Origin of the sequence: Acidithiobacillus sp. AC3 (assembly GCF_050261095.1) — a bacterium.
Classification (GTDB): Bacteria; Pseudomonadota; Gammaproteobacteria; order Acidithiobacillales; family Acidithiobacillaceae; genus Igneacidithiobacillus; species Igneacidithiobacillus copahuensis.
The window spans coordinates 987,516-1,011,028 of record NZ_CP189838.1; the positions used below are offsets into that span (position 1 = coordinate 987,516).

General features: G+C 59.6%; 25 protein-coding genes, 3 tRNA genes and 1 pseudogene. 18 read left to right on the forward strand and 11 right to left on the reverse strand.

The window, feature by feature from the left end; all coding sequences use genetic code 11:
* Window positions 1–10 precede the first annotated feature (10 nt).
* Window positions 11–87 (forward strand) — tRNA-Ile (locus ACQAYK_RS05080).
* A gap of 159 nt (window positions 88–246) precedes the next feature.
* Here the strand turns inward: ACQAYK_RS05080 and ACQAYK_RS05085 are convergent.
* The gene (locus ACQAYK_RS05085) at window positions 247–852 is read right to left on the reverse strand and encodes a hypothetical protein (protein ID WP_215871899.1); all 606 of its coding nucleotides are present in this window, start codon (window positions 850–852) and stop codon (window positions 247–249) included.
* A 118-nt stretch (window positions 853–970) separates the two neighbouring features.
* Between ACQAYK_RS05085 and ACQAYK_RS05090 the strand changes: the two are divergent.
* From ACQAYK_RS05090 to cydC, 4 genes and pseudogenes are all read left to right on the forward strand, one after another.
* Window positions 971–1,198 (forward strand): annotated as a pseudogene (locus ACQAYK_RS05090) (hypothetical protein); the annotation flags it as partial.
* Window positions 1,195–2,310: an FIST signal transduction protein gene (locus ACQAYK_RS05095; RefSeq protein ID WP_215871898.1), complete on the forward strand. Its 1,116-nt coding sequence runs from the start codon at window positions 1,195–1,197 to the stop codon at window positions 2,308–2,310. The pseudogene ACQAYK_RS05090 and the gene ACQAYK_RS05095, both read left to right, overlap by 4 nt.
* A gap of 100 nt (window positions 2,311–2,410) precedes the next feature.
* Window positions 2,411–4,135, forward strand: a complete 1,725-nt coding sequence (gene cydD, locus ACQAYK_RS05100) for a thiol reductant ABC exporter subunit CydD (RefSeq protein WP_215872028.1) — start codon at window positions 2,411–2,413, stop codon at window positions 4,133–4,135.
* Complete coding sequence (cydC, locus tag ACQAYK_RS05105; protein ID WP_215871897.1) at window positions 4,125–5,891, forward strand: thiol reductant ABC exporter subunit CydC; 1,767 nt, start codon at window positions 4,125–4,127, stop codon at window positions 5,889–5,891. The genes cydD and cydC overlap by 11 nt, the downstream gene beginning before the upstream one ends.
* 1 nt (window position 5,892) lies before the next feature.
* Here cydC and ACQAYK_RS05110 read toward each other — a convergent pair whose 3' ends face one another.
* From ACQAYK_RS05110 to nadB, 4 genes are all read right to left on the reverse strand, one after another.
* Window positions 5,893–6,243, reverse strand: coding sequence for a hypothetical protein (locus tag ACQAYK_RS05110; protein ID WP_215871896.1), 351 nt, complete (start codon window positions 6,241–6,243; stop codon window positions 5,893–5,895).
* Between the two features lie 6 nt (window positions 6,244–6,249).
* Window positions 6,250–7,152 (reverse strand): CAF17-like 4Fe-4S cluster assembly/insertion protein YgfZ, encoded by a 903-nt coding sequence (gene ygfZ / locus ACQAYK_RS05115; RefSeq protein WP_226827576.1) that lies wholly within the window; start codon window positions 7,150–7,152, stop codon window positions 6,250–6,252.
* 22 nt (window positions 7,153–7,174) lie between these two features.
* Complete coding sequence (locus ACQAYK_RS05120) at window positions 7,175–7,444, reverse strand: hypothetical protein (RefSeq protein WP_215871894.1); 270 nt, start codon at window positions 7,442–7,444, stop codon at window positions 7,175–7,177.
* Window positions 7,445–7,562: 118 nt separating this feature from the next.
* The gene (gene nadB / locus ACQAYK_RS05125; RefSeq protein WP_215871893.1) at window positions 7,563–9,191 is read right to left on the reverse strand and encodes an L-aspartate oxidase; all 1,629 of its coding nucleotides are present in this window, start codon (window positions 9,189–9,191) and stop codon (window positions 7,563–7,565) included.
* A gap of 129 nt (window positions 9,192–9,320) precedes the next feature.
* Here nadB and rpoE point away from each other — a divergent pair, with 129 nt between their 5' ends.
* The 13 genes from rpoE to ACQAYK_RS05190 all read left to right on the forward strand — a co-directional run bounded on the left by rpoE (window position 9,321) and on the right by ACQAYK_RS05190 (window position 19,287).
* The gene (gene rpoE, locus ACQAYK_RS05130; RefSeq protein WP_215871892.1) at window positions 9,321–9,953 is read left to right on the forward strand and encodes an RNA polymerase sigma factor RpoE; all 633 of its coding nucleotides are present in this window, start codon (window positions 9,321–9,323) and stop codon (window positions 9,951–9,953) included.
* Window positions 9,943–10,578: a sigma-E factor negative regulatory protein gene (locus ACQAYK_RS05135; protein WP_215871891.1), complete on the forward strand. Its 636-nt coding sequence runs from the start codon at window positions 9,943–9,945 to the stop codon at window positions 10,576–10,578. The genes rpoE and ACQAYK_RS05135 overlap by 11 nt, the downstream gene beginning before the upstream one ends.
* A 157-nt stretch (window positions 10,579–10,735) precedes the next feature.
* Window positions 10,736–12,196 carry a DegQ family serine endoprotease gene (locus ACQAYK_RS05140; protein ID WP_215871890.1) on the forward strand — a complete coding sequence of 487 codons (1,461 nt, stop codon included), beginning with the start codon at window positions 10,736–10,738 and terminating at the stop codon, window positions 12,194–12,196.
* 63 nt (window positions 12,197–12,259) lie between these two features.
* Window positions 12,260–14,068 carry a translation elongation factor 4 gene (lepA, locus tag ACQAYK_RS05145; protein WP_215871889.1) on the forward strand — a complete coding sequence of 603 codons (1,809 nt, stop codon included), beginning with the start codon at window positions 12,260–12,262 and terminating at the stop codon, window positions 14,066–14,068.
* A gap of 29 nt (window positions 14,069–14,097) precedes the next feature.
* Window positions 14,098–14,892 (forward strand): signal peptidase I, encoded by a 795-nt coding sequence (gene lepB / locus ACQAYK_RS05150; protein ID WP_215871888.1) that lies wholly within the window; start codon window positions 14,098–14,100, stop codon window positions 14,890–14,892.
* A 68-nt stretch (window positions 14,893–14,960) separates the two neighbouring features.
* A complete protein-coding gene (locus tag ACQAYK_RS05155; RefSeq protein ID WP_226827574.1) occupies window positions 14,961–15,320 on the forward strand; it encodes a DUF4845 domain-containing protein in 360 nt (119 codons plus the stop codon).
* A 75-nt stretch (window positions 15,321–15,395) separates the two neighbouring features.
* Window positions 15,396–15,470: transfer RNA gene (locus ACQAYK_RS05160), tRNA-Gly, on the forward strand.
* Window positions 15,471–15,506: 36 nt separating this feature from the next.
* A tRNA-Cys gene (locus tag ACQAYK_RS05165) sits at window positions 15,507–15,580 on the forward strand.
* Between the two features lie 124 nt (window positions 15,581–15,704).
* Window positions 15,705–15,917, forward strand: coding sequence for a sulfur carrier protein ThiS (gene thiS / locus ACQAYK_RS05170; protein WP_226827572.1), 213 nt, complete (start codon window positions 15,705–15,707; stop codon window positions 15,915–15,917).
* A gap of 40 nt (window positions 15,918–15,957) precedes the next feature.
* Window positions 15,958–16,734, forward strand: coding sequence for a thiazole synthase (locus tag ACQAYK_RS05175; protein ID WP_215871886.1), 777 nt, complete (start codon window positions 15,958–15,960; stop codon window positions 16,732–16,734).
* A gap of 14 nt (window positions 16,735–16,748) precedes the next feature.
* Window positions 16,749–17,309, forward strand: a complete 561-nt coding sequence (locus ACQAYK_RS05180; RefSeq protein ID WP_226827570.1) for a hypothetical protein — start codon at window positions 16,749–16,751, stop codon at window positions 17,307–17,309.
* Window positions 17,310–17,317: 8 nt separating this feature from the next.
* Window positions 17,318–18,667, forward strand: a complete 1,350-nt coding sequence (gene mpl, locus ACQAYK_RS05185) for a UDP-N-acetylmuramate:L-alanyl-gamma-D-glutamyl-meso-diaminopimelate ligase (protein WP_215871884.1) — start codon at window positions 17,318–17,320, stop codon at window positions 18,665–18,667.
* On the forward strand, window positions 18,664–19,287 hold the full coding sequence (locus ACQAYK_RS05190) for a flavin prenyltransferase UbiX (protein WP_215871883.1): 624 nt from the start codon (window positions 18,664–18,666) through the stop codon (window positions 19,285–19,287). Before mpl ends, ACQAYK_RS05190 begins: the two co-directional genes overlap by 4 nt.
* Here ACQAYK_RS05190 and ACQAYK_RS05195 read toward each other — a convergent pair.
* The 6 genes from ACQAYK_RS05195 to ACQAYK_RS05220 are packed head-to-tail and all read right to left on the reverse strand — an operon-like array spanning window position 19,284 to window position 23,491.
* Window positions 19,284–20,066 (reverse strand): ABC transporter ATP-binding protein, encoded by a 783-nt coding sequence (locus tag ACQAYK_RS05195; protein WP_215871882.1) that lies wholly within the window; start codon window positions 20,064–20,066, stop codon window positions 19,284–19,286. The genes ACQAYK_RS05190 and ACQAYK_RS05195 overlap by 4 nt on opposite strands.
* Window positions 20,063–21,202: an MlaE family ABC transporter permease gene (locus ACQAYK_RS05200; protein WP_215871881.1), complete on the reverse strand. Its 1,140-nt coding sequence runs from the start codon at window positions 21,200–21,202 to the stop codon at window positions 20,063–20,065. The genes ACQAYK_RS05195 and ACQAYK_RS05200 overlap by 4 nt, the downstream gene beginning before the upstream one ends.
* Window positions 21,199–22,005: an endonuclease/exonuclease/phosphatase family protein gene (locus ACQAYK_RS05205; RefSeq protein WP_215871880.1), complete on the reverse strand. Its 807-nt coding sequence runs from the start codon at window positions 22,003–22,005 to the stop codon at window positions 21,199–21,201. The genes ACQAYK_RS05200 and ACQAYK_RS05205 overlap by 4 nt, the downstream gene beginning before the upstream one ends.
* Window positions 21,995–22,324, reverse strand: coding sequence for a hypothetical protein (locus ACQAYK_RS05210; protein ID WP_215871879.1), 330 nt, complete (start codon window positions 22,322–22,324; stop codon window positions 21,995–21,997). The genes ACQAYK_RS05205 and ACQAYK_RS05210 overlap by 11 nt, the downstream gene beginning before the upstream one ends.
* Complete coding sequence (locus ACQAYK_RS05215; protein WP_215871878.1) at window positions 22,300–23,061, reverse strand: HesA/MoeB/ThiF family protein; 762 nt, start codon at window positions 23,059–23,061, stop codon at window positions 22,300–22,302. The genes ACQAYK_RS05210 and ACQAYK_RS05215 overlap by 25 nt, the downstream gene beginning before the upstream one ends.
* Window positions 23,051–23,491 (reverse strand): hypothetical protein, encoded by a 441-nt coding sequence (locus ACQAYK_RS05220; RefSeq protein ID WP_215871877.1) that lies wholly within the window; start codon window positions 23,489–23,491, stop codon window positions 23,051–23,053. The genes ACQAYK_RS05215 and ACQAYK_RS05220 overlap by 11 nt, the downstream gene beginning before the upstream one ends.
* Between the last annotated feature and the right edge of the window lie 22 nt (window positions 23,492–23,513).

The following is a 23,513-nucleotide window of genomic DNA, read 5'->3' on the forward strand; positions in this document are numbered from 1 at the left end:
GCACAGCATTGGGCCTATAGCTCAGTCGGTTAGAGCAGGGGACTCATAATCCCTTGGTCCTAGGTTCGAGTCCTAGTGGGCCCACCAATAAAAACAGGCGGTTAGGATGGTCTCCTAGGTGTCTTTGCTTTTTCATGTAAGCGCTATGTAAGCATCAGGGAGAAAACTAGGCAGCCCACCGCCGTCGCGGTGACGGGTCGCGGGCTCTGGTGCTTAGATAAAGTTCTTGTATCATGCGGCGCAAAATTAGGCCCCGCCAGTAGGGTGAACGTCCAGAACCAAGTCCCCTGCGATTATTCGCTGCTCAAAGGTGAGACCGTCATCTCTCGCATCCTTGCGCAAATCCAATGACGGCCCCGCGCTCAGCTCATCCATGATCAGATTCTCATGAGTGCGATTAGACAGGCCGGTTTTCAAGGCAAGCGGATCCGTGGCTTGCACCACGGCCCCTTCGAGCAACATCGCAGCAACGGCGCTCGTGTCAGCATACTTCGGGTTGTTATTTTCAACCGAAAGCATTACCGACATCACCTTTGAATGAAAAATTGACATCTGGATATTTGCGGTCGTGCCAACGGGTACCCCAACCAGGTCGCAAGTGTAGAACGCCGCAGTAGCCGACGGCCCATTTCTGCGGCAGTGGGTCACCGACGCAACGCGGCCCGCATGCGTTGGACCTGTGAACATCCCGGTGTATCTGGCAGGATGTGCTAGGTCGACCTGAAGTCTGTCCAGGATTTGTTGGCCAGAGTATGCAAATCCTGACGGGGTAGGAGAATGGATGTCATCCGCATACGCATGCATCCCAAGCGAGAGCCCGAAACCAAGCGCGGCGATGTTCCTGAGCTTCATAGGTCTCATCTCCTAAAGTCTGCCTGTACAATTGGGCAAGAAGCGGCAAGTACGCAACAAGCGTCTGGCTGAGCCAGGTATAGGTGGCTAAGCATGCTCGCACTCCAAAGAACCGCTCAAGCTGGTGATTGTGCGGGGTATGTGGCTGAGCGGCTTCAATGCGCCCAGAATGCATACCATGTACATCGATAAGCCCACGCACAGTCTCGTGCATCTCGTTCAAAATTCGGCTGCTACGCTCCGGTGCGATAGAGTTTCAGCAGAGGGTGAGGTGCTTCTTTTGCCCCTTGCCGGTCGGCCCCGTACAATATCGGTTTTCGGCGCAGGATCAGAACGCAGCTCATGAATATTCCATTCCCTTATGGCCATGCCGCCGCAGAGCAGTGGTCCGACGCTTTGCAGCAGGCCCTGGATAGCTGCGATTGGAGGTCATTCCCCAGTACCCTGGGGTTTTTGTATGTCAACGAGGCCTATGAAGCGGCGCTGCCGGAAATTTTGGCCGCGCTGCAGCAATCCACCGGCGTCCAGGATTGGGTCGGCTCGGTGGGAATTGGCGTCGCGGCCACCAATCATGAATACCTCGATGTTCCTGCGCTGGCCCTGCTGTTTACCGATATTCCCAAAACGGAATATCGCCTGTTTGCCGGCATGGATGCCTATGGTAGTGGGGAATTGCAGTTGGACGATGGTCGTCCGGCGGCCTTGGCTATTGTGCATGGTGACGCCCACAGCCAGGACTTGCCTGAGCAGGTGCGGCATTTGGCGGCACGTTGCAGTACGGGCTTTGTGATGGGCGGGGTAACTAGCTCGCGGCAACAGGGGGCGCAGATTGCCGGGCGTGCTCTCCATGGTGGCTTGAGTGGCGTGGCGTTTTCTGACGACGTAGCGATCCGCACCGGCTTGAGTCAGGGGGTCACGCCCATTGGTCCAGTACACCGGATTCAGGAGGCGGAGCGTAACATCGTCGCTACCCTGGATCGGCGTCCGGCCTTGGAGGTTCTCTACGAGGAGGTTGGCGAGGTCCTGGCGCGCGATATTCGTCGCGCTGCTGGTTTCATTTTTGCTGCTCTTCCATTGCCCGGCTCGGATCGTGGTGACTACCTGGTGCGAAACCTGGTGGGAGTGGATGAGCAGCACGGCCTGGTAGCTATTGGTGAGTACGTCGAGACGGGGGGCGAACTGCTGTTTTGCAAACGCGATGGCGACAGTGCTGTGGCGGATCTGCAGCGCATGCTCACGGATTTGCGTAGATTGACGGCAGAGCGTGTCCTTCGCGGAGCGATCTATGTATCCTGCCTGGGACGTGGAGAAAATCTCTTCGGTGCCAATTCTGCGGAGTTGCAGCAGATCAGCGCGGTGCTCGGCGAGGTGCCGCTGGTGGGATTCTTTGCCAATGGTGAGATCTACCACGACCGTATCTATGGCTATACCGGCGTCTTGACCCTGTTCCTGGCATAGTTCATCAGGGAATTCTCATCCATGCTATACTTTCGGCCGTGCAAATACAGAAAGGCAAATAGAGACCGTGGCTAAAGCGGAGCGCATCGATCAGCGACTGATGAAGACCGGCAAAGGGGCTCGAGGCGCGCTCTACTTTGCCATTGGTCTCGGCCTTGTAGCTGGCTTACTGATCATTCTCCAGGCCTGGATACTGGCCCACATCGTCAACGACGTGTCATTTCATGGTTTGGGGATGGCGGCGGTATCCGGATTTTTGGCCGCCTTGCTGGGTCTTTTCGTGCTGCGCGCGGGGCTGTCCTGGGCAGCAGAGATCGTTGCCTTTCGTGCCAGCGCCAGCATCAAGACGCAACTGCGGCAAGAACTCCTGCAGCACCTCTTTCGTCGCGGGCCAGTGGCGCTGGCAGGGGAGCGGGCAGGCGACATCGCGAGTACCCTGATGGAAGGCATCGAGGCGCTGGAACCGTATTTTTCCCGCTATCTGCCGCAGATGGCTCTGGTGAGTCTGGTCCCCGTGGCCATTCTCGTATTCGTCTTTCCAGTAGACTGGATCAGTGGTCTGATTCTGCTGATCAGTGGTCCATTGATCCCCTTCTTCATGGTCCTGGTCGGTTATGCCGCAGAAGCTATCAACCAGCGGCAGTGGCGTCAGATGCTGCTGATGAGTGCCCATTTTCTCGATACCCTGCAGGGTCTGACCACCCTCAAGATCTTCGGACGGGCCAAGGACGAGATCGAGATCGTCGCCCACATCTCCGAAAACTACCGCCGCAGCACCATGGCTGGCCTGCGAGTGGCTTTTTTGACCTCGGCAGTGCTGGAGTTCTTCGCCAGTCTTTCGATTGCCCTGGTCGCGGTATCTCTGGGGGCGCGCCTGCTGCAGGTGCATGCCTCCGTAGATTTTTACGCGTCGTTCTTTGTATTGCTGCTGGCGCCAGAGTTTTTTGCGCCCCTGCGCGGCCTGTCTACCCATTACCATGCGCGTATGAGCGCGATTGCCGCAGCCAAACGCATCTTCGAAATTCTCGATGCTCCGGCGCCAACAGCGACTAATAGCGGGCAGGAATTGGCGGCGTCGTCAACGCCGCTGACGATCGAGTTGCGGGATCTGCATTTCCGCTATGCTCCGGAAGACGCCGAAGCCTTGGCTGGCTGTACCGCCAGCTTTCCTGCTGGTAGTTACACCGCCATTGTTGGCGCGAGTGGCGCCGGCAAGAGTACCGTAGCGAATGCCATTCTCGGTTTTGTGCAGCCCGATACCGGGACGATTCTGGTTGATGGCCAGGACCTGCGCGGCATCGATCGCAATGCCTGGCATGCGCAACTGGCCTGGATCCCCCAAAGCCCGCGCCTTTTTTACGGCAGCATCGCCGACAATCTCCGCCTGGTGAAGCCACAGGCAACGGATGCCGAATTGCGCCAGGCGGCGCAGGACGCCCATGCTCTGGAATTCATCGAGCGTCTGCCGCAATCCTGGGACACGCGCATTGGCGATCTTGGACAGGGTCTGTCGGGCGGGCAGATTCAGCGTATCGCCCTGGCCCGTGCCTTTCTCAAAAATCCCCGCCTGCTCCTGATGGATGAGGCCACGGCCAATCTGGACATGGAAAGCGAATCTCTCTTTCTCGATTCATTGGAAAAACTGCGGCAGGGACGCACCGTAATCGTCATCGCCCACCGTTTGGCCACGGCGCAGCGCGCCGAGCGCATCATCGTTATCGATGCGGGACGCGTGGTCGAAACCGGAAGCCACCAGGAGTTGCTGGCGCAGGGCGGGGCCTATGCGCGTTTGGTGGATGCTTATCGGGGGCGTCATGGCCAATAATCGTGATCTTTGGCGTTTGTTGCGCCTCTTTGCGCCTTACCGCTGGTGGATGCTCGGCGGCGCTCTGCTGAGTCTGCTGACCATTCTCGCCAACTTTGGCCTGATGACCTTGTCTGGTTGGTTTCTGGCCAGTGCCGCCCTGGCCGGACTGGGGGGCTGGGCCACCCTCAACCAGTACAATTTCTTTTTGCCGGCCGCTGGCGTACGAGCCTTTGCCACCACTCGCGTCCTTTCCCGCTGGCTGGAGCGTATTGTCACCCACGAGGCCACCTTTCGCCTGCTTTCCAGGCTGCGCGTCTGGTTCTACACCCGTATCGAGCCGCTGGCCCCGGCAGGGCTGCAAGGGTTCCGCTCTGGCGACCTGCTCTCGCGCTTGGTCGCCGATATCGACACCCTCAACAATTTCTATCTGCGGGTATTCACGCCCTTCCTGGTGGCAGGACTGGCAACCCTTCTCATGGCCGGCTTTTTTGCCCTCTATGTCTGGTCGATCGGTCTCGCGCTCTTTGTGCTGCTGGCACTCACCGGCCTGTTGCTGCCACTGCTCAGCGAGCGACTCGGCGCGCGCAGCAGTGCCGAGATCACCCGCATCCAGGCGGAGATGCGCACCCAGATCGTCGACGCCCTGCAGGGCATGGGGGAGATCCTGACGGCCAATGCCGCCGGGCGTGTCCAGGAGCAGCTTTTACAAGAGAACGCAGCGCTGCTGGAGCGGCAGCGGCGCCTTGCCGGGGTGGCCGGAATCGGCACGGCAGGCATGAGTTTCATGGCCAATCTTACCCTCTGGGTGATTTTGCTGCTCGCGATTCCTCTGGTGGCAAGGCACTCCCTACCGCCAGCGCAGTTGCCCATGTTTGCCCTGGGCACAATGGCCGCCTTCGAGGCGGTGTTGGCGCTGCCTCTGGCCTTCCAGTTTCTCGGGCAGACGCGGGCCGCGGCCAGGCGCATCTTCGAGATTGCCGACCAGGAACCGCTCTTCCCCGACGCGCCAAAACCATTGCCCGAACCTGCCAACTTCGATATCGAGATTCACGACCTGCACCTGCGCTACCCCGAGGCCCCCGAAGACGCCCTGCGGAGCCTCGACCTGCAGGTTCGCCAGGGGGAGCGGATTGCTATTCTCGGGGCTACGGGAGCGGGCAAGAGCAGTATCGCCAATCTGCTGCTGCGTTTTTATGACTATCAGGCGGGCTCGGCGCGGCTGGGCGGTCAGGAACTGCGTGACTATCCCGGCGATCAGTTGCGCCAATACTTTGCCTTGCTGTCGCAGCGCAGCCATCTCTTTCACAGTACCATCCGCGATAACCTGCTGCTGGCCAAGGGTGATGCGGAAGAGGAAGAACTCTGGGCGGCATTGCGTCAGGCGCAGCTGGCCGAGTTTGTGGAGGGCTTGCCGCAGGGTCTGGACAACATCGTCGGCGAGGGCGGCGTGAATCTCTCTGGCGGACAGGCGCGGCGTATTGCCATTGCCCGTACCGTCCTCAAGAACAGTCCCATTCTGATTCTCGACGAACCGAGTGAAGGGCTCGATGCGCTCACCGAGGCGAAATTTTTGCAAGATTTACGCCGTCTGATGCAGGGGCGGACAGTGATCTACATCACCCACCGCCTGTTGGGCTTGGAGGATATGGATCGTATCTATGTTATGGCCGAAGGGCGGGTACAGGAGAGCGGGAGCTACGCGGAGTTGCTCGCCCGGCCCGACAGTCTTCTGCACCGCTTCGCCCAGCTTGGCGGCACCCTCATCGATTCCTGATTCAGCCTTGTCGTTGCTTACCCGTTTCAGTGCTCAGCATTTGCTGTAGAAGCTGGTGTGCTTCTGCAGCGTTCTGCTGACATTGGGGATTGCTCGGCTCGTTCACACAATGCAGGGTACTGCCGAGGAGCTGCATCGTTTTCTTTTGCATTTGTGATTCTGCCTGCAGGTGCTGCGGGCTGCTGGTCAGGCGCGACACCCCATAGCCAAGGCCAGTCGACAGCACGCTGGCGACGATGAATACCAATAGCCTGCGGCTGAATCCGGGCGGCATGCCGTGATCATCGAGGTAACGATGGCTATACCAGGCAAACGGAAAATAACTGACAACACCGGTGATCAGACCCCACATCTGGCGCTATTTTTCCTGCTGAGAAAGGGGCAGTGGATAGGGCAGGGTGCCGATCTGCAGTACTGGGCCATCCTCTTGTCCCAGGTGCAATGGCTCCTGGTCATTGGCAGCGCGCAGTACCACGAGGGCGATGCTCGCAGTATCTTCCTTTGCCACATTGATGACCACACCGACCGCCTGTTCTCCCATGCTGGGGGCAAAAATCTGTTGGCCGGCCTGCATTTCTGCCGGCCCATACAGTAGGTAGCACTGGCGTTTCAGCGCGCCCAGATAGTGTGAACGAGCCACGATCTCCTGCCCCGGGTAGCAGCCCTTTTTGAAATTGATCCCGCCCAGTACCTCCAGATTCAGTTCTTGTGGGATGACCTGTTCCGTCGTGGCGCGGGTGATGAAGGCCGTCCCCGCACGGATCGCTTCTGCCCACCAGTCATTGGCGCTGCATTCCTGTGCGCCAGTCCGCTGGAGCTGGTCGCTGTCTTGTGCCAGAAGCAGTGCCGCCGGCTTTGACCAGGGAAGAGTTGCAAGGATAGGAGAGGGAGCGTCTTCGCCCGCTGGTTTTGTGTGTACTTCTTCCCTCTGCAGGTCGGCGCCCCAGATACCCCAGACCGACTCTGCGCAGACTTCGATCTCGGCCTTGGCCATCAACCGGAACTTGCGCAGCCGCTGGCTGACTTCATCGGCCAGGTCTGCGGCAAGAAACATATAGAAGCCAGACTCCTCCCGCTGCAGAAAAAAGTTGGCGATCATCCGGCCCTTGGCCGTGCTGTAACTGCTCCACTGTCCCGCACCGCTTGGCAACTGCAGAAGATCGTTGGAGAATTGGCCCTGCAGAAATTTTTCCGCATCAGGGCCATGAATGTGAAGGGCTCCCAGGGTGCCGGTCAAGGGAGCGTATTGGATGTCAGCCATGGGCATGGTCTCCGGAAAGGAATCAGTGAACGCCAATCATGATAGCGCGGCGGCGGGCCCCGACCAATCTCTGCCGGGCCTGCGCCTGGGGTCGCGCAGCGGGCAGTGGCTGCTCTACCTGCTTCCTTGCCTTGTTGCTGTGCTTGCGGGCCTTCTGACCCTTTTGCTGGACTGGCGTGCTGCCGTGTTGGTCCTTGCATTGTCCAGCGCCTGGCTTCTTTGGCGTTGTCCCTGGTCCCGCCGGCGACAAGGCTTTCTGCCACGGCTGCTGCTGCAGCAGGGCGATGGGCAAATCTCTCTGCGGCTGCAAAATGGTGAGCGCCGCACGGGTCGCGTGCTCGCGGGCGGAGTCTATGCTTATCGCTTTCTGCTCCTGCCGGTGCAGGCGGAGGACGGTAAACGAGAGATCGTCATGGCTGTCTTTCGTCCGGGGGAGCGCAACTGGCGGCGCTGGCGCCTGTATGCCCGGCGGTACTGGTCTGCGGCTGCGACCAGTCGCAGCGCTGATTCAGATGCCGCGGCGGCTCCCGCAGCTCCGGGAAATCTTGGTCAAAGTGACAACCGCGAGACTCGTGCCGCTGCATGGCCCCGCGGGTAATCAGTAAGGCACTGTGCAATAAACTGTACCACTCCAAGTCCGCTTGCGAGTTGGGTAGCTGTTGCGCGGGCCAGGGCGTTTCCGCTGCCCAATCCTGCAATTGCGCCAGGGCCGCCGCCATGCCGCGTTGATCGCGGAGAATACCCACCTTCTCCCAGAGCAATCCTTGCAGGGTCTGGCGTCGTTGTGCCAATTCTCCAGCGGCCAGGGGCGGCATTGCCTTGGGTGCCTTGCCTTCTGCGCGAGGCAGGTCGGGCAGGGCAGGGCCCCCGGCGAGATCCTGGAAGACTTCATGGGCAGTCACGACACATTCCAGCAAAGAGTTGCTGGCCAGGCGGTTGGCGCCATGCAAGCCGGTACTGGCGACTTCGCCGATGGCATAGAGGCCTGGCAACCCGGTGCGTCCGGCCGCATCAACGCTGATGCCACCACAACTATAGTGCGCTGCCGGGACCACGGGCAGAGTGTTGCTGCGCGGATCTAGACCGCGGGCAAGGCAGTGCGCGGTAATGGTGGGAAAATGCTCGACAATGAGCTGCGCCGGGGCATGACGGATGTCCAGCTCTACATAGGGGAGCCTATGTTGCTGCATTTCCTGGATGATTGCCCGACTGACCACGTCCCGCGGGGCGAGTTCGCCGCGTGCATCGTATTGATCCATAAAGCGTTCGCCATTGGGCAGGCGAAGCACGGCACCCTCCCCGCGCAAGGCTTCGCTCAACAGGAAGGCCGGTTCGCCGGGGCTGTACAGCGTGGTGGGATGGAATTGCACGAATTCCAGATCGCGGATTGCGGCGCCGGCCCGCCAAGCCAACGCAATGCCATCGCCGGTGGCGATATTGGGGTTGCTGGTATGACGATAGACCTGTCCCAGGCCCCCGGTGGCGAGGATGACGGCGCGGGCCTGCAAGCTCTCCCAGGGGCCATCGCCGCAGCGCAGCCACACGCCACGGATCCGCGTATCGTCTTGCTGCAGGGCAGCGACCAGGGTGTTGGGGCGCAGATGGATTCTGGCATCGGCCGCGGCGCAGTGGAGCAGGGCACGGGTAATGGCGCGTCCCGTATGATCGGCGCGATGCAGAACCCGGCGGGTCTGATGGCCTCCCTCGCGGGTCAGTTGCCACTGCTCCCCCTGGCGATCAAAGGCAACGCCCCAGCGCAGCAGACGGCCGATGGCGTCCGGTGCCGCGCTCAGGATGTCCTGTACGCGCGCGGGCTCGCACAGACCGGCGCCCGCCCGCTCCGTATCGGCCGCGTGTTGGGCGACACTGTCATCGCCATCCGGCAGTACCGCGGCGATGCCACCCTGCGCCCAGTCGCTCGCCGATACCTCCAGCGGCCCCTTGCTGAGCACGGTGACCCGTCCCAGTGCTGCAAGTTCCAGGGCGCAGGCGAGCCCGGCGCTGCCGGCACCAATGATGAGAAAGTCTGTATCAGGCATGTTCGCGGGCGTTGCTGTTCTAGCGCAAAGATGGGGTGCTCATGATACGATGAGAACTGCACCGGTGAAAGGAAGGCCCCTTTTGCGGGTGGCACAGGCCAGCAGAATCATGCAAAAAGGAAACGGCGAATGAGCAAGACGTCAGGGCAAGCCGCCGATAGTGCCAAGGATGGCGGGGCCCAGACCGATCTCCTCCTGGTACAACGCGTGCAAAAGGGCGAACGGCAGGCATTTGACCTGTTGGTACGAAAATACCAGCACAAGGTGGTGGCCCTGATCGGGCGCTTTGTGCGTCAGCCCGAAGAGGCAGAAGACGTGGCGCAGGAAGCGTTTGTGAAGGCCTATCGTGCCCTGCACAATTTTCGGGGTGATAGCGCCTTTTACACGTGGCTCTATCGGATTGCCGTCAATACCGCCAAAAATCATCTCGTTGCGCAGGGGCGCAAAGTCAGCATTGCCGATGTGGATACCGACGAAGCGGAACAATTCGATAGTGCCGATGGACTAAGAGAGTACGATACCCCGGAAGGTTTGCTGCTTACCAAGGAAATCGCGCAGCACATTGATGCTGCGCTCAAGGCATTGCCAGCGGATTTGCGGGAAGCGGTGAGCCTGCGGGAGTTGGAGGGCCTGAGCTACGATGAGATCGCGCAAGTGATGGATTGTCCGGTGGGGACGGTGCGCTCCCGAATTTTTCGGGCGCGTGAGGCAATTGCCAAGGTATTGGCGCCTTTGTTGGAGCAGAGTAGTCATGAACGATGAAACGAAATCGGCCTTGATGGCGTTCATGGATGGTGAACTAGGCACCTTGTCGGCGCGGCGAATGGCGGCGCGCCTGGAGCAGGAGCCTGTCCTGCGCGACGCGTGGGAAACGCAGTATCGGGTATCCTTTCTGTTGCAGCAGGGGCGAGTGGGCGCCGTGCTGGCCAGCGCGGACTTTGCCGCTCGGGTGCAGCAGGCCATCGCTGCCGAATTGCCTCAGGATCAGCGCATCCGGCGCAGCGCCGCGCAGAAATGGGGTTGGTCCTCGGTAGCCGCGGTCACGCTGCTGTCGGCCTCGCTCTTCGTTCTGGCCCCCTGGCAAAGCGGAAGCCCGACTTCTTCGTCGGTATCGGCATCGTCCCCCAGCGCTGTCGTTGCCGTGTCGGGGCAACCGTTTGCCCTGCGTCCGGTGCGTTTCTCGGTGACATCAGGCCCCCTCTTGCATGCGGATGACACCATTCAGCGCGATATCCAGCGGATCTGGCGGCCAGCACCAGAGCGCTATCTCGGCTGGACGCAATCGAGTCATCGCAGTTTTTCCGAATATCCCGCAGCCGGATTGTTGCCCGTCGAGTTCCGCTCGGAAGAGGGAATCTATCCCGGAATCGACACTTACCAGCATTGATAAAACGCCGTCTGGACAAGCTCCGCGCTCCCGGCTACCCTCTGTAGCCAGTTGAACAATGCCAGAAAATGTCATTGTGCAGGGTCCGCGGCGGCGCAGCCGTGGGGCGGCGCTCAGCAAATAATTCAGGGTCAGTGATCGACCTGGGGATCAGGTTATGGGAGGTTGTGTGCAAGGGAATCATCGGCGGTTGCGGCGGTCTTTCGGTGCGTTTCTGGTGGCTTTGGCGCTTGGCGGCATGGCGGCGACGCCGTCGCTGGCCTTTGCCGACTCGGCCAATCTGGTGGCGTTGCCAGACTTCACGCCCATCGTGAAGCAGTATGGCCCGGCCGTAGTAAACATCAGCACTACCGAAACCAAGGAAGCGCAGCGGCCACAATCCCCTTTCCCGCCCAATTCGCCGCTCAACCAGTTTTTTGCGCCATTCGTCGGGCCGAGTGGGCCGGCACACAAATATCAGGTGCAGTCTCTTGGTTCCGGCTTTATCGTCAGTCCGGATGGATACATCGTTACTGCGGCGCATGTGGTCCGGGGCGCGCAGAAAATCATCGTCAGCCTCACCAATCATCAGCAATATCAGGCCAAACTGGTCGGCCTTTCCACGCGGATCGACGTGGCTCTGTTGAAAATCGATGCCAAAAATCTCCCGACGGTGCAGATCGGCGATTCTGGTCGCTTGGAGGTGGGGCAATGGGTGTTGGCAGTAGGTGCCCCCTTCGGCTTTGAGAATAGCGTCACCCAAGGGGTGATCAGCGCGACCTCGCGGCCGTTGCCGGATGATCCCTACATTCCCTTTATCCAGACTGACGTTCCCATCAATCCGGGTAATTCCGGTGGCCCTCTGTTCAACATGAAGGGTCAGGTCATTGGCATCAACGACCAGATCTACACCAACAGCGGTGGTTACATGGGGCTATCCTTCTCCATACCCATCAACGTTGCCATGGACGCCGTCAAGCAGCTCAAACTTCACCAGAAGGTGCATTTTGGCTGGCTGGGCGTGATGGTGCAGGATGTCAGCATGGATCTCGCCAAATCCTTCCATATGAAGGAACCGATGGGGGCCCTGGTCTCCCAGGTGGAGCCGGACGGCCCGGCAGCCAAGGCGGGCTTGAAACCCGGTGATGTCATTGTCTCCTTCAACGGTCAGCCGATTTACAATTCGGCGCAGTTGCCTCCGCTTGTCGGCGCCTTGCCGGCGGGATACATCGCCAAGGTTGGGATCATTCGGGACGGTAAGGCGATGACATTGCCGATCACCGTGGAAAGCCTGCCTGGCGATATGGCAGAGGAAGCCGGTGCGCCGCATTCCGCGCAAGCGCCGGAGCAGAAGGGCAGCATCGAGCGTATGCATATTCAGGTGGGGCCGCTCAGCGCTGCCGCCCGTCAGCAACTCGGCGTGTCCTCGGGTGTGCTGGTTCTGGGTGTTGCCAATGGTCCCGCTGCACTGGCCGGCATTCGCCCCGGTGATGTCATCCTGCAGGTGGCGCAGCAACCGGTAAGTAGCGTCTCCCAATTGCAAAAACTGGTGGCCAGCTTGCCTGCCGGCCAGCCCGTGCCAGTGCTCCTGCATCGCCGCGAGGGGAACTTCTACGTCGTCCTGTCCCTGCCCAAGTAAGGCGCAGGACGTCCTCGGGGGGATGGCCAACCGCCACCCCCCTTTCTGTTGAGATCAGGGTGCATGAGTTCAGAGCAAGAAAGAATCCGGAATTTTTCCATCATCGCCCATGTCGACCATGGCAAATCTACCCTGGCAGACCAGTTCATCCGCCTCTGCGGTGCCCTCAGCGAGCGCGAGATGGCCAATCAGGTGCTGGACAGTATGGACATCGAGCGTGAGCGCGGTATCACCATCAAGGCGCAGAGCGTGCGTCTGCAGTACCGTGCCGACGATGGGCAGGATTACACCTTTCACCTGATCGATACCCCAGGGCACGTCGATTTTTCCTATGAGGTCAGTCGTTCTCTGGCGGCCTGTGAAGGCGCCCTGCTGGTGGTAGATGCCTCCCAGGGAGTCGAGGCGCAGAGTGTGGCCAACTGCTACACCGCTCTCGAACACGACCTGGAAATTATCCCGGTGCTCAACAAGATCGATCTGCCGGCCGCGGAACCAGATCGGGTGCGGCGGGAAATCGAGGAAATCGTTGGCTTGCCGGCGGCCAATGCCATTCTGGCCAGCGCCAAGGACGGGCGTGGCATTCGCGAGATTCTCGAGCAGGTAGTGCAGGATATCCCCGCGCCGCGGGGGGACCCGGCAGCGCCGCTGCAGGCCCTGATCATCGATTCCTGGTTCGACAATTATCTCGGTACGGTGGTGTTGGTGCGGGTGATGAACGGGAGCTTGCGCCCCGGACAGAAGATTCGCACCATGGCCGGAGGAAAGGAATATCTCGTCGAAAAGACCGGCGTATTTACCCCCAAACCGGTGCATGTGTCGGCGCTGGACACGGGTACCGTGGGTTTTGTCATCGCCGGCATTCGCAGCATCGAGGGTGCGCGGGTGGGGGATACCCTGACCGACGCGAGCCGGCCTGCACCGGCGCCGCTTCCCGGCTTTCGTGAGGTGCAGGCGCAGGTCTTTACCGGGCTCTATCCCATCGACTCGGCCGACTATGAGCGCTTTCGCGAGGCCTTGCAGAAACTACGTCTGAACGACGCCGCATTACAATTCGAGCCGGAGACCTCCCAGGCCCTGGGCTTTGGATTCCGCTGTGGTTTTCTCGGTCTGCTGCACATGGAGATCATCCAGGAGCGCCTGGAGCGAGAGTACCAGCTCGATCTGTTGAGCACGGCGCCGACGGTGGTCTACGAAATAGAAACGACCGATGGCGAAATCCTGCACCTGTCCAATCCTGCGGAGCTGCCGCCGACCAACCGCATTCGCGAAATTCGCGAGCCATTGATACGCTCGAATATCCTGGTGCCGGAAAAATATCTGGGACCGGTGATCACCCTTTGTGAAGAGCGCCGCGGGCGACAAGTCAATCTGCAATTCACGGGTGGGCAGGTGATGGTGAGCTATGAGTTGCCGCTGAACGAGGTGGTGCTGGATTTCTTCGATCGTCTCAAATCCGTCAGTCGCGGCTATGCCTCCATGGACTATGAATTCTCGCGTTTTCAGGCGGGCCCACTGGTCAAGATGGATATTCTCATCAATGGCGAAAAGCTCGACGCCCTGTCCTGGATCGTGCATCGCGATTTTGCCGAACGCCGCGGGCGGGAACTCGCTAGTCGATTGAAGGATCTCATTCCCCGACAGATGTTCGAGGTAGCGATCCAGGCAGCGATCGGTGCGAAGATCATTGCGCGTGAAACGGTCAAGGCAATGCGTAAGGACGTGCTGGCCAAATGTTATGGCGGCGACATCACCCGCAAGCGCAAACTCCTGGAAAAGCAGAAGGAGGGAAAAAAGCGGATGAAACAGGTAGGCCGGGTGGAAATCCCGCAAGAGGCATTTTTGGCTATTTTGCAGACCGAAAAAAGAAATTGAGCGCAGTACGCTAGCACGAGGAAAGCGGCATGGATTTTACTCTGGGATTATTTTTGGCCGTTGTGGCTACGGGCCTGATCTGGTTTATCGATCGCCTTTTTTTTCGCCGCCACCGTGCCGCCGATGTAAAAGTGCCGCTGCTGGTGGATTATGCGCGCAGTTTCTTTCCGGTCTTGCTGGTGGTGTTTCTGGTCCGCGCGTTTTTGGTGGAACCCTTTCAGGTGCCCTCGGGTTCCATGCTGCCCACCATCCGGGTAGGCGATTTTCTGCTGGTAAACAAATTTACCTGGGGACTGCGACTACCGTTGATCCATACCGAGCTGACCCAGGGAAACCCGGTACAGGCGGGTGATATCATGGTCTTTCGCTTTCCCAAAAACCCGCGTATCGACTATATCAAACGAGTGATTGGACTGCCGGGGGACACCATTGAAGTCAAGGGGAACGATCTCTATATCAATGGCAAATTGATTCCCCAGAAATATATCGGCACCTTCAATTACCGACCTGAGGGGCAGGGCGAGGCCGGTATGGTCATTCCCACCAAGGAATACGAACAGACCATCGGTGGGCATACCTTCCACATCATTGAGTTTGATACGCCGGAAGCGCACATGGATTTTGGTCCCTACAAGGTACCGCCCAATTGTTATTTCATGATGGGTGACGACCGTGACAACAGTGACGACAGCCGCTTTTGGGGCTGTACTCCACGTCGCAATATTGTGGGTAAGGCAATGTTCATTTGGTTTTCCTGGGATGCAGAAACCTGGTCAGTTCGCTGGAATCAGATCGGCCGGGCCCTGGACGGACCCAACAATTGATAGCCGTGGCTTGCAAGGAATGGGGTTTCGCCTAAGTAACGGCTGAGCAGTGCTGAAGAGAGATGGCGATGTCGCGCATACAGAATCGTGAGGCTGGTATCGGTCTGATTGGGGCGATCTTTTGGATCGTGGTCTTGGCAGTGATCGTGGCGCTGGTCGTGAAAGTGGGACCGCTCTACTACGATAATATGTCGCTACAAAACATTCTTCAGGATCAAGCGCGTCATGCCAGTCCTTCCGAATCTGCGGGAGAGATCCTCTATAACCTGCAGGATCGGCTCAATGTGGCGATGATCAAGATCAATCAGCAGGATATACACATTATCAAGAACGGTGATGCCCCAGTGCAGATCGTTGTCGACTATGACCGAACAGTACCCTTGGTCGGCAACATCAGCCTGCTGATCCATTTTCATACCAGCAGTTAGGCCAGGACCTTTGGGCTGGTGCCTCTGGGCCGGTTGACAAGGGTGCAGGGCGCAACGTATGATTCGCCCCACATTGCGGGAATAGCTCAGTGGTAGAGCACAACCTTGCCAAGGTTGGGGTCGCGAGTTCGAGCCTCGTTTCCCGCTCCAATCGCAAGGGAAAGATCTCTTTCCCTTTTTCTTTATGGCTGGGTGGCAGAGTGGTTATGCAGCGGCCTGCAAAGCCGTGTACCTCGGTTCGATTCCGGGCCTAGCCTCCATAAAAATCCGGAGCTGTGTTCCTGCCTGCCTATTCTCTCCCCGACCATGCGTCTCGCAGGGCCTCCTGTGGTATGGTTACGGGCATACCACTCGTTTGCTGGTAACGATCGGGAGAAAATGAGGATGGCACAGGAAATCGTGGTTCAGGTCAATGGGGCGGCCCACACCCTACCCGACAATAGCAACATCCTTACCCTGCTCGACGCCTTGGGTCTCAGCAATCAGCGTGTAGCCGTGGAACGCAACGGTACCGTGGTACCCCGCAGCCAGCACGCGTATACCCGGCTGGTCGGAGGCGACCAGGTCGAGGTCATCCGTGCCGTAGGTGGCGGATGAGGGTATAATATACGCTGGTTTTCGTTTTGGGTTCGATGTCATGGCAGACCTCTTGCAAATTGGTAATCGTAGCTTTCACTCGCGCTTGCTGATAGGTACCGGAAAATATAAAGACTTTCAGGAGACGCGTGCGGCCCTCGATGCTGGCGGGGCGGAGATCGTCACCGTTGCCTTGCGGCGGGTAAATCTGGGTCAGCATGCCGGAGAAGAAAGTCTGCTCGACTATCTTCCTGCCGAGCGCTTCACCATCTTGCCCAACACCGCTGGTTGTTATACTGCAGAAGATGCCGTGCGTACCTGCCGCCTGGCGCGTGAATTGGGTGATTGGAAACTGGTCAAGCTCGAAGTTCTGGGCGACCCGCAAACCCTCTTTCCCGACATGCGCCAGACCTTTCAGGCGGCCGAGACACTCATTGCTGAAGGTTTTGAGGTAATGGTCTACAGCAACGATGATCCGGTGGCCTGCAAGGCCTTTGCCGAGATGGGCTGCGTGGCGGTAATGCCTCTTGCGGCCCCGATTGGTTCCGGGCTGGGCATTCGTAATCCCTACAATCTACGCATCATCCTCGAGCAGGCAACGGTGCCGATTCTGGTCGATGCCGGCGTGGGTACCGCCTCCGACGTTGCCGTCGCCATGGAGCTTGGCTGTGATGGTGTATTGCTGAACACCGCCATTGCCGGTGCTAAAGATCCCATCCTTATGGCCGAGGCCATGCGCCTGGGGGTGGATGCCGGACGCAAGGCCTTTTTGGCCGGACGGATGCCGCGGCGGCTCTACGCCAATGCCAGTAGCCCGTTGGAAGGGACCTTCTTTTGAACCCCGAGGAAGGTTTGGAATATGCTCGCGAGGCTCCCCTCGACCGCGATTATCTGGTTCTCATCGAGACCCTGGTGATGGATCAGATCCCTCTTGGCACCCCTTCCGCGTACGCCGAGGACTGGGAAGAAACCGAACGCCTGATTGCTCGCCTCGCGGATCGCGGTGTCGGTACCCGCATCGAGCATCTCTTTGATGAGCAGGGAATGCGTTGGCGCGTCTACCTCGACTGGCAGGATCCCATCAGCTTCGAGTGGCAGATGGTGGAGCAGGAGGAGCAGAGCGCCGCGCGTGCCGTCACGCGGGCCGCCCTGGTTTGGTATTACCAGCAAGAATTAAGCACTGCCAACTCCCAGCCGCCGGACCCCTGGTCTTATTTTGAAGTGGTAGAGCGCCTGAGCATGATCCGCGAACTCTTCAATCGATCCCTGGAAGAGCATCCGGTACTGAGCGCCGAGGCAGAATTGCAAAAGCGCTATCGTGAGGCGCAGGAGAAGATCAACGCCCTGTATGAACTCGCCGGGCAGATCTTTGATCAGCGCCTCGACGGTCCCAAGCCCGGCACCATGCACTGAGCGTTCCCATGCGCATCCATATCCTCGGCATCTGTGGCACCTTCATGGCCAGTCTGGCCCTGCTTGCTCGCGCTGCCGGGCATGAGGTCTCCGGGGTCGATGCGCAGGCCTACCCACCCATGTCGGAGTTGCTGGCCCGCGAGGGGATCGCGGTCGAGGAGGGCTACGCACGCAGCCTGCCAGACCCTTTGCCCGATCTGGTGATTATCGGCAATGCTTTGTCGCGCGCTAATCCCTTAGTTGAAACGGTGTTGCGCCAAGGCTTGCCCTATCGCTCCGGGGCCGAGTGGCTGGCGCAGGAGATCCTGCAGGGACGCTGGGTGCTGGCGGTGGCAGGAACCCACGGCAAGAGCAGCACCAGCGCCATGCTCGCCTGGATACTCGAATACGCCAGACTGGAACCGAGCTTTTTGGTAGGCGCGGAGCTCAACAACTTTGCCAACTCGGCGCGGCTCACGGATAGCCCCTTTTTTGTGATTGAAGCCGATGAATACGACACCGCCTTTTTCGACAAACGCGCCAAATTCGTTCATTACCATCCGCGCACCCTGATTCTGAATAACCTGGAATATGATCATGCGGATATCTACCCCGATCTGGCGGCGATCGAGACCCAGTTCCATCACCTGCTGCGCACCGTCCCTGACAACGGCCTGATTCTGCGACCGGCGGGGGAGGAGGCCCTTGAGCGCGTCTGGCGACGGGGTCACTGGACGCCGGACTTGCTCTTTGCCGCGGCGTCCGGCTGGCATGTTCGGAGTGAATCCGCTGACGCCAGCCATTTCAGCATCTGGGATGGGCAGCAGAAGCACGGCGAGGTCCAATGGCAGTCGATGGGCGAGTTCAATGCACAAAATGCCCTTGCCGCCATCCTCGCCGCTCGCCATGCGGGGGTGCCGATCGCGAGCAGTTGCGCCGCCCTGGGCGAGTTTCGTGGCTTGCGTCGCCGCCTGGAGTTGCGCGGCACCATCCGCGGCATTGCCGTCTTCGACGACTTTGCCCACCATCCCACCGCTATCGCCAAGACCATCGCTGCCTTACGCAGCCGGGTGGGGCCGGAGGTACGCATCCTCGCCGTATTGGAGCCGCGTTCCAACACCATGAGGCTGGGCATCCACGAAAAGACTCTAGGACCGAGTCTGGCTGCAGCGGATGCGGTATTCCTCTATGCGCCTGCAGACCTAGGATGGAACCCCGAGCAAGCCGTGCCGATGGCGCAGGTGCATCGCGAGCTGGATTCGCTGATCGCCGCCGTTGCCCAGGCCGCGCGTGCCGGCGATCAGATATTGGTGATGAGTAACGGTGCCTTCGGTGGCATTCACGGTCGCCTACTGCAAGCCATGGAGACTGCCGCATGAGTATACCTGTACGGCGGCGTCTGGGACTGGCCATGACCGGTGCTTCGGGGGCGATATACGGATTGCGCCTGTTACACTATCTCCTGGCCAGTGATGCGGAAATCCATCTGGTGTTGTCGGCGGCGGCACGGGTGGTATTCCGCGAGGAGCTCGGTCTGCAGCTTCCCACCCGTCCCGAGGATCTGGCTGCCAGCCTGCGCGCCGAAATCGGCATCGATGACGGTGTGCTGCGTACCTATGCGCAGGAGGACTGGTTTTCACCCCTTGCTTCTGGTTCCCATGCCCCTGAGGCCCTGGTTATCTGTCCTTGCTCCGGTGGGAGCCTCGCGGCAATCGCGCAGGGGATCTCCAACAATCTCATCGAACGCGCCGCAGATGTGATGCTCAAGGAAGGCAAAAAGCTCATTTTGGTGCCGCGGGAAAGTCCGGTTTCGGCGATTCATCTGGAGAACATGCTCAAGCTGGCGCGCCTGGGCGTCTGCATCTTGCCGGCCAGCCCTGGCTTTTATCAGCGCCCGCAGAGTGTCGATGATCTGGTCGATTTTGTCGTGGCCCGCATCCTCGATCAGCTCGGAATTGCCCGGCAGATTGGGCCCCGCTGGGGGGCCAGCGCAGACTAGGGCGTTGCGCTGCGATTCTGCAGACTCTGCAGGACCAGTTCGCCACGACTGCCATGGAAAAAGTTGCGCACATAGGGATCGTCCACCTGTGCGACGTCCTGTAGGGGCCCGATGCTGAGCACCTTGCCACCAGACAGCACCGCTACCCGGTCGGCGGTCGCGGCGATGCTCTCCAGGTCGTGGCTGATCATCACTACGGTCAGACCGATGTCCGCCTGAATCTGTCGCAGCAATTGATCAAAATCGGCGGCAGCAATGGGATCGAGGCCAGAGGTGGGCTCGTCCAGAAACAGAATTTCGGCATCCAGGGCCAGGGCGCGGGCCAGCGCTACCCGCTTCACCATGCCGCCGGAGAGCTCGGCTGGCAATTTGTCTGCATCCTCTGGCCGCAAGCCGACCATTTGCAGTTTGAGTGCCACCAGGGCACAGATGTCCTCTTTGCGAAAGCCGCCCCATTCGCGTAAAGGGAAAGCGATGTTCTCAAAAACCGTCAGTGCGCTGAACAGGGCACCCAACTGGAACAATACCCCCCAGCGCTGGCGCAAGGCACGTCCGGCTTCGCTATTCAGATGATCGAGGGACTGTCCAAAGATCTCGATGCTGCCCTCAGCGATGGGGTTGAGACCGATGATGCTGCGCAACAGTGTGGTCTTGCCGCTGCCGCTGCCGCCAACGATGGCGAGGATCTCGCCGGCCTGCACTTCCAGGTCCAGGTGGCGATGAATCCAGCGGCTGCCAAAACGGGTGCCCAGATCTATGCAGCGAATGACGGAGCTCATGATGGCGACAGTCCCACATCGGCGAAGAGGATGGCGAGGATGGCGTCAATGACGATGACCAGGGTGATGGAGAGTACTACGGAGTTGGTGGTTTCTCGGCTCAGACTGTTGGTATTGGCCTTGACGCGCAGGCCATGGAAGCCGCTCACCCACGCAATCAGGATGCCATAGAGCACGCCCTTGATGACCCCCAACCAGAAATTGAAGGAGGGCACCATCACCGGCAATTCGCGCAGAAAGAAATCGGGACTGATGTTCAGGGTGAAGTCGGAGACCAGCAAGGCGCCGAAGATTCCCACTAGATCGGTCCAGATCACCAATAAGGGCATGGTAATGGCCAGCGCGATGACCTTGGGCAGCACCAAGCGTTGCACTGGCGATACGCCGAAGGTCTGCAGAGCGTCGAGTTCCTGTGTCACGCGCATGGCGCCGATCTGCGCGGTAAACGCTGAGCCGGAGCGCCCGGCAATGATGATGGCCGCGATCATGGGCCCAAATTCGCGCAGAATGCTGATGCCGGCAATGCTGATGACGTAGATGTTGGCGCCATAGCTGGCCAGGGTAGGGGCCGACTGATAGGTGATGACGATACCGATCAAGAAACCGATGAGAGTGAGGATTGGTAACGAATCCGGGCCGGTCTTGACGATGGTGGCGGAAATCTCCTTCCAGGGGAAATGCGCTGGTCGGCGCAGGGCAAAGAAGAACTCCTGCAGCAGATTGCCCCAAAGCAGAAAGAGTCCCCACAGGTCGGCCAGCACAGAAAGGATGTGGGCCCCCAGGCGGTCGAGGAGGGCGAAGATGCCCGGCGCGCTGTGCTGCGGATGCAAGGGTTGGGTCTGTGCCAGGCGCGCAAACAACGAACGGTGTTGCTCCCGTATCTTGAGTCTCTCGGGAAACTGGCGTCCCATACTGCGCCAGATCAGCAAGGCACCGAGGTTGTCGAGCTTTTCGATGGCTTCCAGATCCCAGGACTTTCCCTCTCCCAGGCGGTGCAGTTCCCGCTCGATCCGGGCCAAGCGCCGCGACACCTGCGCGAGCGTCCAGTAACCCTCCAGGCGCAGAGTGTCGCTATCAACATGCCAGCTTGCAGAGCTGAAGGGTTCGGGATTGGCGCGCATGGGCTCACTACTCATTGGGCTTGCGACAGTATGCCTGTCGTGCTCGCTTTGCCCAAATTTTTCTCGGCGTCCTTCCACTGCAGTCGCGCCATCAACGGGAGATGATCAGAGCGCTGCCTGGCACAGGTCCAGACCTCCGCAAACTGCAATTTTTCGCTGATCAGAATGTGATCGAACTGCCACTGCGGTGACCAACTGGGAAAGGTAGCCGGTTGATGCGTAGGCGATTGCAGGCCGCCTTCCTCGCGCAACAGCCGAAGCTCGCAGGCTCCCTGCCCGCAATTGAGGTCGCCCAGCAATATGGTCGGTAGGGAAGTCTGCAGAAAGGGTAGAAGTTGGCGCACTTGCCGCATGCGGCCGGGTTTTGCCAAAGCGAGGTGGGTAATCAGGACCTGCACGGGACGCCCTTCCACTTCGATGATTGCCCGGAGTAGCCCACGGCCCTTGAGGGTGCCTTGAAAGGCGTGACGTTCGACTTCTTGCAACGGCCACCGCGACAGCAGGCTGTTGCTGTGCTGCGCTATATCGCCCCAGTCGCGCGTGCGTTGTTGGACCCAGTAGGGGGTCCCGATCTGTTCCGCCAGGAATACCGCCTGATTGAGATACTGGCTACGGAAAGAGCCGGCATCCACTTCATTGAGACCGACGATGTCCATACCCTGCAGGTTGGCGGCGATTTCCCGCAGATTGTGCAGGCTTTGTGGGTGAGGTAGCAGATACCGCCAACTGTGGGAGACGACATGGTGCTGGCGCTGCGAGCCGATACCTATCTGGACGTTTTGGGTGGCAACGAGAAAGCTCGATGTATCAGTCGCCATAAATAGCCAACTCACAGGGGGTAGCGTCAGGATCCGCTGCGGCGAGAGTCAGTACCCCTTTTTCCACCTCGGCCATGCGGAAATGCCATAAGGCCAGACCTTCTGGTTGCCGAACGTTGCCAAAGCGTGCAAAAAGCGTCTCATCGCGTTCTTGCAGAGTCGCTGCCAGCGTCGGCCAGTCCTGATCGGCGCCTTGATAGAGAAAATATTCCTCGCCGCGGCGGCTCACCCAGCCATTCCCCCTTCCGAGCTGCAGCGCCGAGAGCAGGTCCTGGGCGAGGGTGCGGGGAATGCTCAGGCGTTCGCGCAGACCGGACATTGGGGATCCTTTTGCAGGGAAATCGTGCGAAAAGCCAGATCCATGGCATCCACCAACAGCAGCTTACCAGCAAGGGGAGAGGCTAGATCCAGCAACAGACGCATGGCCTCCAGCGCCTGCAGGGTACCGAGAATACCGGTCAGTGCACCCATCACTCCCATTGTCGCACAGCGATCCTCCTCGTCGGCACCGCCCTCCGGATAGAGGCAGGCATAGCAGGGGGCATCTGCCAGACGGTAGTCGAAGACCGCCAACTGGCCGCTCCAGCGGATGGCGGCGGCGCTGACCAGGGGCTTGTGCGCTGCCAGACAGGCGCGGTTTACCGCGTGACGTGTAGCAAAATTGTCGCTGCAGTCGAGTATTAAATCGTAGTCAGCCAGTACAGTGCCGAGAAATTCGGCTGTGGCGGCCTGCTGGTAGGCAATGCACTCAATGGTCGCGTTGTGGGCGCGAAGATGCTCTGCTGCGGCGCGCACCTTGGGGCGATTGATGTCGGCCTCGGTGTAGAGAATCTGCCGTGCCAGATTACTCAAGGAAACCGTATCCGGATCGCAGAGGCCGAGACTGCCAACGCCGGCGCCGGCCAGATAGAGGGCCGCCGGACAGCCCAGTCCGCCCATGCCGATGATCAATACCCGCGCCCGCGTCAGGCGCTGCTGGCCCGTCACATCGATCTCGGGCAGCAGGATTTGCCGCGCGTAGCGCAACAGCCCGGCATCATCGAGCTCAGGATTCATTATAAAAATCGTAGTCGATGCGATTGTCACTCACGTCCATGCCTCTCTCCGCCAGCAGACTGCCCCTCGAGCGACGCAGACGCGCATGATACCGTTCGCCTAAGCAATCCATCATCCACAAAATCTCGCTGGGGTGCCCAGCCGTTTTCCCCTGCACCAGATGGCGAATATAGAGTTCTTCTTCCCCCACCTTGATGAGTAAGGGGAGGGGTAAATCCAGTGTCAGCACCTGCTTGTGGATCACCCAATCCATGGGGGAAGGAGGATTGCTGGGAGCAATTCGGACATCGACGCGGAAGTGGCCGCCGCCACCGGGTTGCTTCAGGAGTTCAGCGAAGTAGCCCTCCGGAAAACCCGCATGGACGATGATGCTGCGCCGGGCAAAGCGCGTAAAAAAACGATCGAGCAAAGAATCAGAATTTGCTGGCATGCCAGAATAGTAGTCCAAGCCC